This is a genomic window from Paenibacillus sp. SRL342, assembly GCF_984798905.1.
The window spans coordinates 1,557,434-1,573,303 of record NZ_OZ481790.1 but is presented as its reverse complement, the minus strand read 5'-3'; the positions used below and the strand labels follow the sequence as shown (position 1 = coordinate 1,573,303).

At 46.5% G+C, this 15,870-nt stretch carries 12 protein-coding genes; 7 read left to right on the top strand and 5 right to left on the bottom strand.

Annotated elements, in window-relative coordinates; translation table 11 throughout:
- Nucleotides 1-25: 25 nt before the first annotated feature.
- Both AC4E8D_RS06965 and AC4E8D_RS06960 read right to left on the bottom strand, forming a co-directional pair.
- Entirely contained in the window at nt 26-1,075 is a 1,050-nt protein-coding gene (locus AC4E8D_RS06965; RefSeq protein ID WP_490205987.1) for a hypothetical protein, read from the bottom strand.
- Nucleotides 1,075-2,910, bottom strand: coding sequence for an HSP90 family protein (locus AC4E8D_RS06960; RefSeq protein ID WP_339307289.1), 1,836 nt, complete (start codon nt 2,908-2,910; stop codon nt 1,075-1,077). The genes AC4E8D_RS06965 and AC4E8D_RS06960 overlap by 1 nt, the downstream gene beginning before the upstream one ends.
- Nucleotides 2,911-3,355: 445 nt before the next feature.
- On the opposite strand from AC4E8D_RS06960, the gene AC4E8D_RS06955 reads away from it, so the two are divergent.
- From AC4E8D_RS06955 to AC4E8D_RS06945, 3 genes are all read left to right on the top strand, one after another.
- Complete coding sequence (locus AC4E8D_RS06955) at nt 3,356-4,261, top strand: ABC transporter ATP-binding protein (protein ID WP_339307287.1); 906 nt, start codon at nt 3,356-3,358, stop codon at nt 4,259-4,261.
- The gene (locus tag AC4E8D_RS06950) at nt 4,254-5,087 is read left to right on the top strand and encodes an ABC transporter permease subunit (RefSeq protein ID WP_339307285.1); all 834 of its coding nucleotides are present in this window, start codon (nt 4,254-4,256) and stop codon (nt 5,085-5,087) included. The genes AC4E8D_RS06955 and AC4E8D_RS06950 overlap by 8 nt, the downstream gene beginning before the upstream one ends.
- 137 nt (nt 5,088-5,224) lie before the next feature.
- Nucleotides 5,225-6,019, top strand: coding sequence for a MurR/RpiR family transcriptional regulator (locus AC4E8D_RS06945; protein ID WP_260632583.1), 795 nt, complete (start codon nt 5,225-5,227; stop codon nt 6,017-6,019).
- Between the two features lie 3 nt (nt 6,020-6,022).
- Here AC4E8D_RS06945 and AC4E8D_RS06940 read toward each other — a convergent pair whose 3' ends face one another.
- Entirely contained in the window at nt 6,023-7,009 is a 987-nt protein-coding gene (locus AC4E8D_RS06940; RefSeq protein ID WP_221819337.1) for a Gfo/Idh/MocA family protein, read from the bottom strand.
- A 269-nt stretch (nt 7,010-7,278) separates the two neighbouring features.
- Here AC4E8D_RS06940 and AC4E8D_RS06935 point away from each other — a divergent pair, with 269 nt between their 5' ends.
- Both AC4E8D_RS06935 and AC4E8D_RS06930 read left to right on the top strand, forming a co-directional pair.
- The gene (locus AC4E8D_RS06935; protein ID WP_221819158.1) at nt 7,279-8,565 is read left to right on the top strand and encodes a DUF5050 domain-containing protein; all 1,287 of its coding nucleotides are present in this window, start codon (nt 7,279-7,281) and stop codon (nt 8,563-8,565) included.
- Nucleotides 8,566-8,750: 185 nt separating this feature from the next.
- Complete coding sequence (locus AC4E8D_RS06930; protein WP_221819157.1) at nt 8,751-10,382, top strand: helix-turn-helix domain-containing protein; 1,632 nt, start codon at nt 8,751-8,753, stop codon at nt 10,380-10,382.
- 127 nt (nt 10,383-10,509) lie between these two features.
- Here the strand turns inward: AC4E8D_RS06930 and AC4E8D_RS06925 are convergent, their stop codons facing one another.
- Complete coding sequence (locus AC4E8D_RS06925; protein WP_221819156.1) at nt 10,510-11,085, bottom strand: GbsR/MarR family transcriptional regulator; 576 nt, start codon at nt 11,083-11,085, stop codon at nt 10,510-10,512.
- Between the two features lie 501 nt (nt 11,086-11,586).
- On the opposite strand from AC4E8D_RS06925, the gene AC4E8D_RS06920 reads away from it, so the two are divergent.
- The gene (locus tag AC4E8D_RS06920) at nt 11,587-12,816 is read left to right on the top strand and encodes a quaternary amine ABC transporter ATP-binding protein (RefSeq protein WP_105597692.1); all 1,230 of its coding nucleotides are present in this window, start codon (nt 11,587-11,589) and stop codon (nt 12,814-12,816) included.
- The gene (locus AC4E8D_RS06915) at nt 12,782-15,370 is read left to right on the top strand and encodes a glycine betaine ABC transporter substrate-binding protein (RefSeq protein WP_221819155.1); all 2,589 of its coding nucleotides are present in this window, start codon (nt 12,782-12,784) and stop codon (nt 15,368-15,370) included. The genes AC4E8D_RS06920 and AC4E8D_RS06915 overlap by 35 nt, the downstream gene beginning before the upstream one ends.
- Nucleotides 15,371-15,623: 253 nt before the next feature.
- Here the strand turns inward: AC4E8D_RS06915 and AC4E8D_RS06910 are convergent, their stop codons facing one another.
- Nucleotides 15,624-15,836, bottom strand: a complete 213-nt coding sequence (locus AC4E8D_RS06910; protein ID WP_076216916.1) for an immunity 17 family protein — start codon at nt 15,834-15,836, stop codon at nt 15,624-15,626.
- Between the last annotated feature and the right edge of the window lie 34 nt (nt 15,837-15,870).

The window sequence follows — 15,870 nt, the reverse complement described above, 5'->3', positions numbered from 1 at the left end:
ATCTGTTACTAAGTTATATCCGTCTCTATTCAATCAACGAAGATACATGGTGGTTCCCGTTGCGCTGATCAAACTTGGCTGCAGCGGTCTGAGCATGCTCCGCAAAGTAATCGGCCAGCTTGAGCAGGTCGCCCGGGTCACCTTCATACGGGAAGGACGCTGGCAGACGCAATCGGTATTCTGGAGATTCTTCCACCCAGCGGCGAAGCAACGATGCTGCTCTGGCATAGAAAAACATTTTGGCGTAAGGATCTTCATGATCGGCAGCGAACACCAGTGTTTCCTCCAGCACATCAATGCCTTTTTCCGGATTCATACGTGTGAGATAATCCATCTGCTCCGCAAAACTCTGCACAAAATCGTTCTGGCCTTTAATCATGCGATATCCCTTGGTCTGATGTTTATCTGCTTCCGCAGTCCGTCCCAACCGATATAACGGCATCAAAATTTCAGACAAAGTCAGATGCGGAATCTCTGCACAGCTCATACGCCCTTTCAGGATAGGCTGTGCCACCTCCAACACCTTCTCATCGTCTCCTTTTAACAAGAAATAACGCATAATCTCATCCTGCTCACAGGATTCGCAGTCACTCATGAAGTCACGATCCATCGTTCTGAATCGATCATAACTGCGTCCCGCTTCCTCCAGCTCCCCAAAATCCATAAAGATCCGGAACCGATAATACCAGTAAGAGCGTTCGCTGTAACCGTAGGACTTGAAACGCCGTCCGAAATCCTCCAACAGCTCCAGGATCTTCTCGCGTGATATTTCCGGGAAGTCGGGCATCTTGCCCAATATCCATTTGTACGACCACATTAACGTTTCTTCATCATATTCTTCGGGCTGTTGGTCGAACTTGCCCAGCTGCCAGGAAAAAGCGATCAGTGCTTTCATCGGATAACCGCAAAATGTTGCTGTCTCCACAATCTCCGATCTTGCTTCGTATGCCTCTTCCTCCATGCCGTTCACATCAGCAACTCTTGCTGCTTCCTCCAGCATACCGAGCTTCGCCGGACCATTGGGCAAGCCATAGGCCTCGTCCATCAGTTCTTCAAAATCCATCTCTGTCTTCATCAAGCATCCCCCTTACGGTCCGTATTTGCACGCAAACCCCAATCAATAAAACGAACAATGCCCTGATTTAACACTTCAAGCTCCTGCTTGCTCATGGCATAATGCCCCATCATCAGCGCATTGACGTATAACATTTCGATGGCAATCGGTGTCATCTGATCATCCGGTGATGTCAGTACCCGCTGAATGATTGGATTACTCACGTTCAAATACAAGGTTGAGTACCCTGCTGAACTCATGCCAGAAGACAATGAACCCAGAACAGACGAGAACAATTCCGTGCTCTCCTCGCTTGCTTTTTCAAGCGCACGAAGTGTTGAGGATTCCTGAGACAACGTGAACAACACCGGCAGATCCGATGGCTTAAACCCTTTCACCTCAGCTCGACAACGGAAGCGCTGTAAGGCAGAATCGGCCAGTCGCAACGCATCATAATACTGATTACGCTCAGCGGGTGGCACATCGGTGAAACTCATCGAAACCTGATCCGACTGTAACCGCTCCGTGTGCACGTTTTGCACGGTCATCGGCAGTGTCGCCATCAAATCGCTGTCATAGATATAACCACCGTTAATTACCAGCATCGATTGTGCGGAAGCTACATGATGAATCTGACGGTACTCATCAACAGAGGACGTGAAATACAATGTCTCTCCTTCATCGATCAGCTCACCAAGTTCACGGTGCCCCCTCGTACTCTCAAAAGGCAGCCAGCGATGAATCATCGCGTAGAATGCTTGATCCTGTACAGCCAGTGCCTTCATGGACAGAGCATGCAGGCGAATCAGCTTCTGCAGCCGTTCCGTCTGGCTCTCAGCCATATCGGCCAGTCCCTTGCGAAGTGCGTCTCCGAGTTCGGAGCGAACTTCCTCCAACTTCTCATTTTCATAAAAATGTTCCCGTGATGCCGTCGGTTGAAGCTCATCTGTCCAGATCAGACATTTCACGAAGAAAGCCCACTCTGGCAAAATGTTCTCAGCCTTCTCCGAAATCAGCATTCGCTTCAGGTAAACCCGGTGAGAACGCTTGGCATTCAGATTAACCGCGTGTGGCAGTACAAAAGCAATACCTCCGGTACGGCCTGAAGCTGTCGTCAACGGAATGAAGTCTTGGAACTGCTCACCAAGCAGACGTTCACCAAATGCCAATACCTCTGATCTGCGTGAACGTGCGAGTGCAGGGTCCATCAGCCAGATCGGTGTCTCGCTATTCACCACATGTTGCGCGCCGTCATGATACAGCGTGACCGGATACGGTAATAACGCTCCATAATAGAACAGGGCCTCTTTCACATAATCTGCTTCAAAGTAGTGAGCCGCGTCTGGTGTGCAGCGCAGATATACTTTCGTGCCCGGGGACAGCTGTGTATCCAACTGTCGAATCGTATAGGTGCCATCCGGCTTGCCCCGCCACTCCATCGAAGGGCCGCCCTTCGCGGATTGCGTCAGCATGACGATTTCATGACTCACCATGAAACAGGATAACAACCCGATCCCAAAACGTCCGATAAAGGACGTCTCTCCATCCAGCAGAGCTTGCTGCCCCCTCTTCGAGGATTGTCCAATCATGGCCAGGAATTCATGGATGTCAGCTTCAGTCAAGCCGATGCCGTTGTCCTCCACCATCATGGTCAATTGCTCACCTGTTCCCGTCAGTTCAACACGCACTTCACCCTGATACCCTGACTCCGCCTCCGTTCGTGCGGTAATCGCATCCGTCGCATTCTGCATCAGTTCTCGCAAGAACACTTTAGGACTGCTATATAGATGGTTGGATAAAATCTGGATCATCCCACTCAGATTCACTTGAAAACGATATTCATTGGATGCTGTCATGACTCACTCACCTTCCTCTACGTCCAAACACAATATGTACCCATACGATGTATTCATATGGATGTGTTAGACGAATTCATTATGTAATCGTTAGAAACAGACGTTCCCCGTGACAGGCACGCCAAAACATCACGTCAAGCCGGCCCTGGATAACCAAGACCGGCGTTATAGGCATATTTCAGGCATTCATGAGACGTATGGCCTCATCTTTCATTACCACGTTATGAATAGCAATGAAACGGATGTTCTACCCTAAAATAAGGATACATGTTACAAGGCAGAGTGAAAACAAACCTGAGACCCGATTTCAGGCAGACTTCAGGGTAAATGTGCATCCTACATTCGGGACTATTGAAGGAGGAAAATATCTTTTTTGTCGTCCATTTGAACGATATCAGCCTACCGCACGTATAATCTCCAAACTCAGATCGGACGGTGAATATGCATGATCGAAGTACGTAACATATCCAAGCAATTCAAGGTGCATCAAGCACTGCATGATGTCAGTTTCACAGTTAAACAAGGCAGTGTCACCGGGTTGATTGGACCCAACGGTTCGGGCAAAACCACACTGATCCGTATCATGAATGGGGTCTTAGGCGCTTCCGGTGGACAGGTAACCATTAACGGATTGGACGCCGCTTGTGAGGCGGAGAAAGTACTGGCCATGTGTGGCACTCTTACCGAACAAAGTGGATTATATGAAAATATGAGCGGGCGTGACAATCTGACTTTCTTCGCAGATGTTTTTGGCCTTAAGCATGCCAAGAAACGAATCGACGAGCTTGTAACTCTGTTTGAGTTGCAGGATTATCAGCATCGAAAAGTCGGCACCTATAGCACAGGCATGAAGAAACGCTTGGGCCTTGCACGAGTACTCTTGCACCGTCCTTCCATCCTGTTTCTGGATGAGCCCACCAATGGCCTTGATCCGGATGGAATTCAGATGGTGCTGCGCATTATCCGTCAGTTAAATAAGGAAGAAAAGATGACTATTCTGGTCTCATCCCATGTGCTGTCCCAGCTGTCAGCCGTCTGTGATCATTATATTTTCATGGAAAAGGGGCGTATCGTTGAGGAAGGCACGGAACAGGAGATTGTTAGCCGGTACCTGTCCACTCCGAAGCTCGAAGTAGAAGCCGACATGCCCGATGGATGGCACACGACAACCGACTTTACGCCTGAGATAATCTCCGCACATAAAGCGACGTTTCAGCTTCGATCCCGTGAGGACATTCCACTGTTGTTAAAGCAATTAACGGAGCATGGTCAAGTCTATCAGGCCCGCATCACGGGCAGTGATCTGGAAAGTATCTATTTTGCCATAAGGGAGGCACACCACCATGAATAACCGCCAAGCCATACGTGCACTGGTACGTAAAGATATCCGGTCCGTCACCGCCAGTGTTCAGCTCTGGTTGCCCATGTTGATTGTCCCACTGATTATCGGAATCATTATGCCCTCTGCCCTCCTGTGGGCGGCCTCCAGAATGGAACTTCGTTCACTGGGCAACATCAGCTTTCTGCTTGAATCATTGGATGCGTTAACCCAAAGTGGACAGATTCCTCAGCTTGCTTCCATGCCTACAGATAATCATCGTATTGTCTATTACTTGGCCATGTATATGTTCGCTCCCTTGTTTCTCATCATTCCGGTGATGGCCTCCAGCATTCTGACGGCCAATAGTTTCGCTGGTGAGAAGGAACGCAAGACGCTGGAAGGGTTGTTATTCACACCGATCAGTATGAGCACTCTTTTTAAAGGCAAAGTGCTAGCTACCCTGATCCCTTCCATTCTATTATCCTGGGTTACTTTCCTGATCTACGGAATCATTGCCAATATTCTGATGTACCCCATGTTTGGAACGTTGATGTTTCCCAATCTGAACTGGATCATACTTGTGGTGTGGGTTGTTCCCGCTTGTAGTCTTATGGTCATTTTATTGAACGTCTTGATCTCGGCCAAGGTCCGTGGGTTCCAGGAAGCGTATCAACTCGGCGGATTAATTGTCCTTCCCCTCATTGCCTTAGTCGCTGGTCAAGCCAGTGGCATGCTGCTGATTGGTCCTTGGATGTTACTCATGATTGGAGCAGTGCTTATGCTGATTAGTGTGGTTCTCCTTCGTTTCGTCACGCTATGGAATAGTCGTCAACAACTGGCGGAAAGTCAGATCTAAATGATGTGGAGTGTAGCGAGGAAATTCAACAGATTTACACTGTCGCTCCGCTATACAGATTGAGAAATAAATATACGCGGGTTATGATGTGGAGATATATGTTATGGGATGATTCTAGAGAGGAATGGAACAACTGTATGGAATCCAAACTACTTCAAAAATTAAAATATGCTTCACAATTGACGGCACAGGAGAAACATATTGTGAACCATATCCTGAACAATCCCGAAGTTGTATTTGATTCTACAGCCCATGAACTGGCTCAGCAGACCTATACAAGCTCATCCACCATTGTTCGCTTATGCAAAAAGCTGGGTACCAAGGGGTACCCAGACTTTCAGCTCAAGCTTGCTCTTGAATATCAACAGATACCTTCCCGGTTGCAGACGCAGGATCATGCAATTGCAGAACAAGGGAACGTGCTGGCTGCCATCGACTCGGTTCCTTACCTGTACCAGCAGGCGCTGGAAGATACACGCCGGATGTTAAACGCTCCTGTTTTGTTACGAATCGCGAACTGGGTCAAAGAATCCGTACGCATTGATGTCTATGGCAGTGATATGAATTATTATCTGGCTCAACAGGCTTGTGCCAAATGGAATGAACTCGGCATATCTGCGATTGCTCACAATAGTCCCAACATGCATTATTTGAACACGATGAACCCCAATAACCTGACGCTGTCTTTTGTTATATCACACACAGGTGAGAACCAATCCATGATTGAAGCTGCCAAAGTGCTGAGCAACAAACAGATGAAAGTCATCGCAGTCACGGGCAACAACCATTCAACCCTGTCCAGACATTGTGATGAAACGTTACTGGCTTACGGATACAATGAACAATTAAGGCTATCCAAAATGTCTTCGATGGTCTCGGTACTCTATCTTTTCGACATGTTATACATGGGCAGCATTAGCGATACGTATTAACGATTAACGTTGGTCCGCTGCAAATACGATCCCGGCATCCTTACGCGCACTCATAAGTACACTCATCACAGACTGGCTGTGTTCGAGCAATTCGTAACACCTTTTGTAATCCCCATTTGCATGGATGTCCCTGAACGCTTCCCACTCATAGTACAGCCAATTGGATTGGCTCTGGGCATTATACGCCGCAGCAGGCTCGTTCCCGATCTGAAGCTTGATCTCCCGGCAACCGTTTGCTCCTCCCACAACCTGAAGATAACCTTTCTCACCCTGAATGAGCACAAAGTTCATACTGTTTGTGTCTTTGGCACCTACACATTCCGCAATAAACTCCGCATATTGGAGAACCACAACACCTGACGTATCAATGCCGTTTGCATGCTGGTTCGCGGTATACGATACGGCATTCGGACTGCCAAACAGATTCATGACCAGATGCAGATTATAAATATTGATATCCATCAGCGCTCCACCAGAGAATTGTGGATTGAATACGTTCGGCGTCTCCCCTGCAAGCAGATCATTGTATTTGCGCGAGTATTGACTGTAGTTACACTGGATGAGTCTGATCGGACCAAGCTTTGGTAGTTGCCCCTGTATGACTTTAATATTGGGCAGATGAATGTTGGAGATGGCTTCAAACAGCAACAGATTCTTTTCTTTTGCAAGTGCAATCAGCGTTTCTGCTTCCTGAAGCGTGGACGTGAACGGTTTTTCGCAGACAACATGTTTGCCATGTTGAAGTGCCTGATAGGCCTGTTCGTAATGCATGCTGTTTGGTGAAGCAATATATACGAGATCTACATTTGTATCTGAAAATAGGGATTCCAGGTCCGTATAGATGGTACTGACCCCATACTTACCCGCAAGCTCCTGTGCTGTCTCTCTCTTCCGGGAGTACATCGCTGTACACGTAACATCATCCAGTTCATTAATCGCAGATAAAATGGCATCCACAATGGACCCTGTACCAATCGTTGCTATATTCATCATATCTTTTCGCTCCTGTCGTTGGATTGTCAGTTGGCCTCTGCTCTGGTTGAGTGTAATGTTATCACGATCATGTCAGGCGGAGAACGCTTTGGGAGGGGAATGGCAGCATCATGCGCAATTCGATTTCAGGTTTGGACAGGTGTGAAATTCAATTTCATCCTCTTCTTTTTTTCATGTTTGAGATCTAACATATCTTCCATAGTTTACCGATATAACATAAGGAATTAACGACATACATATAGAAGAACGAAGGGGACGATGAACGAATGAAAACAAGGCATACATACTTACAACGCACCATCTGTACATTGCTGTTATTTACACTCATTGCAGCAGTGACATTGGGAGGTGGAACCTCAGCCCAGGCAGCTTCACTTAGCCAATCCACAGTGTATTATGAATCCGACGGCGTTTTGTACAAAGTATCCGCGGATGGCAGCAATACAACAGAAGTATTAATTGATTTTCAAGGTGTGGACTTGCACGCGGCAGGCTCTTATCTCTACTACACGCAGACTGCTTCTTCCACAACACTGCTTCGGGTTCCGAATGACGGGTCCAGCGATGCGGCAGAGACATTTGCTACGGATGTACTCAGCTATTATACGGATAACGGATTCATCTATTATCTGGATGCTACAGGTACCATTTATCGCGCGAATGGCAATAGTGACGCTTCAGCTGTCACCAAGATTGCTGACAAGGCTGATACCGACTTCCCATTCCTCCTGGTAACCAAAGGGCGTGCCTACTATAATGCGTTGGTTAATGGAAATACGTGGATTGTGTCCAAAACGTCCAACGGTTCTGGCGCTGTGCAGCGGATTGCCGCAGGTGCAGTAGAAGGACGTTATTTTACAAATCAATCCAAAAACGAACTGCAACTGATGGTAAATACAGACCCCTACGAGGATTTCTATTCTACCAATGCTGTTGTCATGTATAAGGTGAACTACAACACTGGCAAAGCAACTTCGGTTAATCCCAAAGCCAAACTGGATGTGAATGCTGTATATTCCGGTGGTTGGGGAAACAATCTTTACGTGTATAACAAAGGAATCGTTCTCGACAGCAATAAGGATTACAATTATGCCAAAGGCAAAGCGTTTGCGTTAACAACTTCAGCCAAAACACTTCAGCTTCATAACAAAAGCGTTCGTGAAGTAAGTGCCTTAGGTACAGACAAAGTTGTCCTTATCGATGCAGACAAAAAGGCTTATGCCAAAACGGTCTCGGGCAACAAAGTGACCAAGTCTGCCAACCTGAACCTGACAAATGTAACTTATGTGGCGAATCAGTTGACCAATGGTACATCTACGGCTGCATACATCTCTGGCAACAACGGACTCTATTCGGTTAATACAGCTCTCAAGGTAACGAAACTTACCGGGGACGAATGGGATGCATTCCATATCAGAGATGATGTTGCGGGCCTCTTCTACATCAATGCCAAAGATCAATATCGCTTGTATCACGTGCAAACGGGTGGAACAGGGAAAAAAGTAATGAGTGACGTTTTCCTCGACAATATTCTATTGGTGACACCGTACTAACATATATGTTGATTCAGGCGTATAGCCCATACAACGGACATGTCCGTAACAAAAAGGATTACCTTGCAGCCATCATGGCTCCTGGTAGTCCTTTTTTGGTTGTCGAAAACTATTTTTCAAAAACATCTTCCATATGAGAATGATAATTGTTATCATTAAGAAAATAAGACAAAAGGATGGTCCGTATGACTGAACAGTTTCCCTTCATTGCTGAAACCTCATCTCTACCGCTCCTCTCCTCCATGTGCCGTGTGCGTCGTGGGGAGAATTTCCGTGTGCAAGGCAAGACGGTGTCACGGCCCATGCTCTGTCTTATTTTGCAAGGAGACGGTGTTCTGGTCCTGAATGATACAGTCTATACGGCGCAAGCCGGTAGCTTATTCGTACTGAAGCCAGGAACAGCCATTGAGGCCGCTGCACGCTCGAATATGACCGAATGTATATTACTAAGCATGGATACGGTTTGTTTGCAGCAAGTGCGCGGTGAATGGAAAATGACCTCTTCACCCGCCTTCCCGCTGGATTGGCAGACAGGCAGGTTGCTGGTTCGTCATGAGCAGCAGGCTGTATTACGTTTGGAACAACTGTATGAAACCTATCGCGGTCTGCAACCGGATCACTTTATCAGCATACATAGCCAGCTGCATGAACTGTTGCAATTTCTCTCAGAGAACCGGCTGGAAGCCAATCATGAGAAAGTGGACCCTGCCTTGGAACGCAGTATTATGTATATGCGACGTTACATGAGTGAAGGAATCAGCATGGATCAGCTTGCCAAGATTGCTGGACTCACCCCCAGCTCTTATTCACGCAGTTTCAAGAAGGCCAAAGGCATGTCACCGACCGATTACCTGAATCGTTTACGTATAAACGAAGCAAAAAAACAGCTGACAGAGGAATCCTGTGTCCTCAAAGACGTCGCGGTATCTGTCGGGTATGGCAATGAATATTATTTTAGCCGCAAATTCAAACAAACCTTGGGGATTGCTCCCAGCGTATATATGAAAAGAGATCAACTTCGCGTAGCTACGGCATCCATTATGGGATTCCATGAGAACTTGGCCTCGCTTGGACTGCGCCCGGTAGCTGTGCTGGAAGATCAAAGTGTGTTTGACCGAGAATCGGATGAATATGAACAAGAACGCCGATTAACCAGACAATTAGACCAACTTCGGCAGGCGAAGCCAGACTTGATCATCGGTGACTTTTACCACAAGCCTTATTACGATCGCCTGAAAAGTATTGCACCTACCATCATCTTGGAGTCCACTGATGACTGGAAAGAGAACCATATTCGCATCGCCGAACTGGTCGGACGTGAGAAACAAGCGTTACTGAATTTCAAAGAACTTGCGTTTCGCAAGCTTGAAGCAAGCCTGAACCTGCAACCCTATTTCGGACAAAACAGGTTGGCTCTGATGGAGGTTACGAATCAGTTCATTCGCTTACAAGGGACTGGCGAGCATCCATTAAATCACTTGTTGTATGCTGAATTGGGACTTCAGCCCGCTGAGCTTGTATCTCCCGAAAGCTCCAGAAATGAGTATGTTGCGGATAGTATCCCGGTGCTGGACACAGATTACCTGTTGATCCATCGTGCTTCGCTTCAGCCTGCCAATGAAAAGCTGTTCCGACGCATGAAACAAACGGCTTCATGGAATCGATCCCCTGCTGTATTGTATGGTAACGTTCACGATATTTCGAACTGGCAACGGTTATGCTGGACCCCGGCTGGCCGGTTGCAGATTCTGAACGAACTGAAACAGATTGCTCAGCAATCTGTAGTCTTTCCTCAGGCAGGTCTGATCGGACATTAGATGTGAACATAGGTTGATACGATGGGCAAGATTATCTTTTACATCGTGTTCCTTCATTATAAATCAGTAAGATATTGCACAGACCAAAGGGCCCTCTCCTATAACGGAAAGGGCCCTTTGCATGTAATTATGAATGTTCCTTAATCTCTTCCTTCGGAACCAACTTGTATATCTCTTCATCTTCCATGGTATCAATTAACCGATCCAACCATTTGTAATATGCTTCCGCTTGCAAAACTTTGTGTTTGTCTTCCATCAGGATGTGGATAAGTTCAGCATCCGCCTCTTCATCCAGATCTTCGACTAATCGATTCAGTTCATCAATTGATTTGCGTAGAACCTGAAGGTTACTCTCCACGGCTTTTCTCCACTTAATTGCAAAATAATCCGTAAACGTCTGATGCCAGTCATATTCGACTTCATATAGGTCTTTTCTGGAGCCCTTGCTCCACACTTTATTTACCATTTTCAAATCCAGCAGTGTTCGTACACCTGTACTCATACTCGTTTTGCTCATTTCCATTTCCCGTCCCATATCGTCAAGGGTCATTGGTTTGTCTGCAAAAAATAGCAATCCATATAAGTGTCCCGTTGACAGCGTAACGCCGTAAAGATCCATATTACGTCCAATAGCTTCAATGACGCGTTTACGAATCTTCAGCACGGTTGCCTGCTGTTCCTCTTGTAAATGGTCCAAGCCCATGCTTGCAACCTCCATTCTGAACATTCCACAGTCTTTGGCGAAATCATTGCAACACTTTAAAAGTCCTGCTTACATGGGAAAGCTCTCGGCCGGACATCATATATGCCAGAGGGCTTTCATTCACCCAATGTATGAAAATGGGAACTTTACCAGGCTACAATTGCCTATGACTATCTTTTAACCAAAAAATTCAGCTTCAATTCAGCTCATTTTCTATTGTAGGAAAAGCAATGTCAAATGTAAAGCTGCCTTATTAGCCAGAATAAGGAGAATGACGGAGTATTTGGACGAAAAACTTTGTACAGTTTTTACTGTACAAACATTATGTACTGTTTATTCGGTTGATATACTGGTTAAGTATTGTTAGTATTAAACTCGTTACCCAGAAAGACGGGAAGCGAAGCAACAACTACCGGATTTCGTGGCTGGGCGCATAAGTGTATGGGCTTATGGATGCTGAAAGCCGTTCGAAGTGCACAACACATCAGAAGGGGTGAAAACATGACCATACTTGAAGTGAAAAACGTAAGTAAATTGTTTGGACCCCAAACCGAGCAAGGTCTGCAATTACTGGAGCAAGGTTGGGGTAAAGAAAAGTTGGCCAAAGAAAAACAGATAACGGTTGGTGTCAACCGGGTCAACATGGACATTAAGGAAGGCGAGATTTTCGTTATTATGGGACTGTCCGGGAGTGGTAAATCCACACTGGTTCGGATGTTCAATCGTCTGATTGAACCAACATCCGGAGAAATTCTGGTCCATGGTAAGGATCTACGCAAGATGAACAAAGAACAATTGCGCGAAGTGCGCCGGAAAACGATTAGCATGGTCTTCCAGAAGTTTGCGTTATTCCCGCACCGTACCGTTCTTGATAATGTGGAGTATGGATTGGAAATACAAAAAGTAGATAAGGAAGTACGCCGGGAGAAGGCAAAAACCTCACTTGAGCTGGTTGGCCTTAAGGGCTGGGAAGACAAAATGCCAGATGAACTCAGTGGCGGGATGCAGCAACGTGTCGGCTTGGCGCGTGCACTTGCCAATGACCCGGAAGTACTACTGATGGATGAAGCTTTCAGTGCACTTGATCCATTGATTCGTCGTGATATGCAGGATGAGTTGATCGAGCTTCAGGATAAAATGAAAAAGACGATTATTTTCATTACCCATGACTTGGACGAAGCGCTGCGCATCGGCGATCGTATTGCCCTCATGAAAGACGGCGCAGTTGTGCAGATCGGTACACCGGAAGAAATCATGATTCAACCGGCCAACTCATATGTGGCCCGCTTCGTCGAAGACGTGGATCTGTCCAAGGTCCTTACAGCATCTCACGTAATGCGTCGCCCTGAAACAATCACGCTTGACCGCGGACCTCGTGTTGCCCTCGAATTAATGCGCGAAAGTGGCGTTTCCAACCTGTTTGTCATTGACCGTTCGAAGAAGCTGCTTGGTGTCATTACAGCAGAAGACGCTTCTCGTGCGATGCGTGAAAACAAAGTATTAAAAGACATTCTGATCACGGACGGGCCTACTGTGTCGCCTGAGACCCTGATTCATGAATTGTTCGAAATTGTAAGTTCAGCCCATGTGCCTCTCGCTGTTGTTGGTGAGAATGGCCGTCTGCAAGGTGTTATCGTCCGCGGTGCCCTGCTGGGTGCACTTAGCGGTGAAGTTGCAGTAAAGGAGGAACTTGTGAATGATTCCCAAAATACCACTAGCGTCGTGGATTGAATCCATAGTTGACTGGATGAGCTCCTCGCTCTCCGGATTGTTTAATGTAATTTCCACCGTTATTCAAGCGGTTGTCGGATATTTCTCCGGGCTGTTCTTGCTGCCCCATCCACTCCTGTTCATTGCCATATTGGGTGTTCTTGCGTTCCTCGTAGGACGACTCCCACTGACACTATTTACGGTTATCGGGTTCTTGCTCGTAGATAACTTGGGATACTGGTCCCAATCGATGGACACACTCGGTCTGGTTATCACTTCAGGATTGGTTTCGATCCTGCTTGGTGTACCTGTCGGAATCTGGCTCGCATACAGTAAAACTGCGGCGCGGATCATTACACCGCTGCTTGACTTCATGCAGACGATGCCTGCATTTGTCTACTTGCTGCCTGCGGTTACATTCTTTAGTCTAGGTGTCGTTCCAGGTGTTATCGCGTCTGTTATATTTGCGATTCCGCCAACGATTCGTCTGACTCACCTGGGTATCAGACAGGTATCTGGCGAATTGGTTGAAGCAGCTGATGCATTCGGCTCAACTTCCATGCAAAAGTTGTTCAAAGTACAACTTCCACTCGCTTTGCCTACCGTGATGTCCGGTATTAATCAGACCATCATGCTGTCACTGTCCATGGTTGTTATTGCATCCATGATTGGTGCACAAGGTATTGGTGCGGAAGTCTATCGTGCCGTAACACAACTGCAAATCGGTAAAGGTTTTGAAGCCGGTCTGGCCGTTGTTGTACTCGCGATTGTTCTGGACCGTTTTACACAAAATGTTTTTATGCCAGGTCGCAAAAAGAACTCAAGCATTACATCAAAGCAAAAAGCATGGATCACTGCTGCGGCAACATTCCTTGTGCTTGTAGCTGGTTTCTCACAATACTTCGTTGGTGGCACAACTTCCGCTGGTGGCAACAATTCAGCAGCCAATGCTGTAGGTCAAGAAGTGAACTATCAGATTATTGGTATCGATCCAGGGGCTGGTATCATGAAGTCCGCTGCAAAAGCGATCGAAGACTATAAATTGACTGACTGGACTCTGATTGAAGGCTCTGGTGCAGCCATGACGGCCACGCTGGACAAAGCGATCAAAAATGAAGATCCAATCATTATTACAGGTTGGACTCCACACTGGATGTTCAACAAATATGATCTAAAATATCTGGAAGACCCTGAGAAATCTTTCGGTGATGCTGAAGAAATTCATACCATCGCCCGTAAAGGTCTGAAAGAAGATCACCCTGTTGCGTTTGAATTCCTGTCCCGTTTCCAATGGACCTCGGATGAAATGGGTGAAATGATGACTGCTATCCAGGGTGGCACATCCGCAGAAGAAGCAGCTAAAGCTTATGCTGAGAAACATGCCGATCAGATTGCTGAGTGGACCAAAGGTCTGACTCCAGTGAACGGTGATGCATTCAAACTAAGCTATGTGGCTTGGGATTCCGAAATCGCAAGTACGAACTTGCTGAAATATGTGATGGAAAACGAATTGGGTTATAAAGTTAACGCTCTGCAAGTCGAAGCCGGACCAATGTGGACGGGTGTTGCCTCAGGCGACGTAGATGCCTCTCCAGCAGCTTGGCTGCCATTGACACACGCTGACTACTGGGAACGTTACAAAGACCAGGTAGACGATCTGGGGGCCAATATGACAGGTGTACGTACAGGACTCGTGGTTCCTAGTTACATGACTGAAGTCAATTCGATTGCAGATCTGGAGACAGGTGCCGCTTCTTCCACTCCATCGGCAAGTGCTAATGTGGGCGAAGAGGTTAATCACCAGATTGTTGGTATTGATCCAGGTGCAGGTCTGATGAAGGCCACTGCAAACGCCATTAAGCATTATGATTTGTCTAACTGGAATCTGATTGAAGGCTCTGGAGCCGCGATGACTGCATCGCTGGACAAAGCTTATAAAAATGAAGAACCAATCATCGTTACGGGTTGGACTCCACACTGGATGTTCAATCAGTATGATCTGAAGTATCTGGACGACCCCGACTTGATTTTCGGCGATGCAGAGGAAGTTCACACGGTTGGACGTAAGGGAATCAAAGAAGATCATCCCGTTGCCTATGAGTTCTTCTCTCGTTTTAATTGGACTGCGGATCAAATGAGTGAAATCATGGTAGACATTCAAAAGGGCGTTTCGCCTGAAGAAGCTGCCAAGACTTATGCAGAAAAACATCCGGACCAAATTGAAGAGTGGACCAAAGGGTTAACCCCTGTTAAAGGTGACAATTTGCGTCTCGGTTATGTTGCATGGGACTCTGAAATTGCGAGTACCAACCTGATGAAGTATGTGCTGGAGACAGATCTCGGTTACACCGTCAAAGCACTACAAGTTGAAGCTGGACCCATGTGGGCAGGCTTGGCAGCAGGTGATATCGATGCTTCTCCAGCCGTATGGCTCCCGCTTACACATGGAGACTACTGGAAAACATATGGAGACAAGATCGAAGATATCGCTGTCAGTATGACTGGAGTCAAGCAGGGTCTGGTTGTTCCAACGTATATGGATATCAACTCTGTAGAAGACTTAAAAGATAATTAAACCAGATTGAGATGGATAAACCTGAATTTGGTAAAAAGACCACCGAAATTTTTCGGTGGTCTTTTTGTTTTGACTATGATTTTTTCAGGCATGCTATTTGATTTGATATTCTATCCTGGCCATACTGCATACTGCTAATTTACGCTTTCACACGCTTTTTCCATTTGACTCTTCTCACATATCCTCTTACTTCGCCTTCGCTCATGAACATCGTATGTAGATGATACTTGGTGAGTTCGTTTATTTCCAATATCTATCCGATCAGTAACAGTAGTACACCAATGACAATCATGACAACACCGAGAATACCATATACCACTCTTGCGCCCTGTCTTCCAATAGTCTTCACAAAAATCCCTGCTCTGAAACTCTTCATAAACCAATCCCAATTGTTGATACCACCGAGCAAACTAAAAATTCCTGCCGCTATGGCAAATAGCGCGATTAAAACGGGTTGTTCTTGCATGTCGTCAACACTCCTTCAATATAATCCTGTCTAC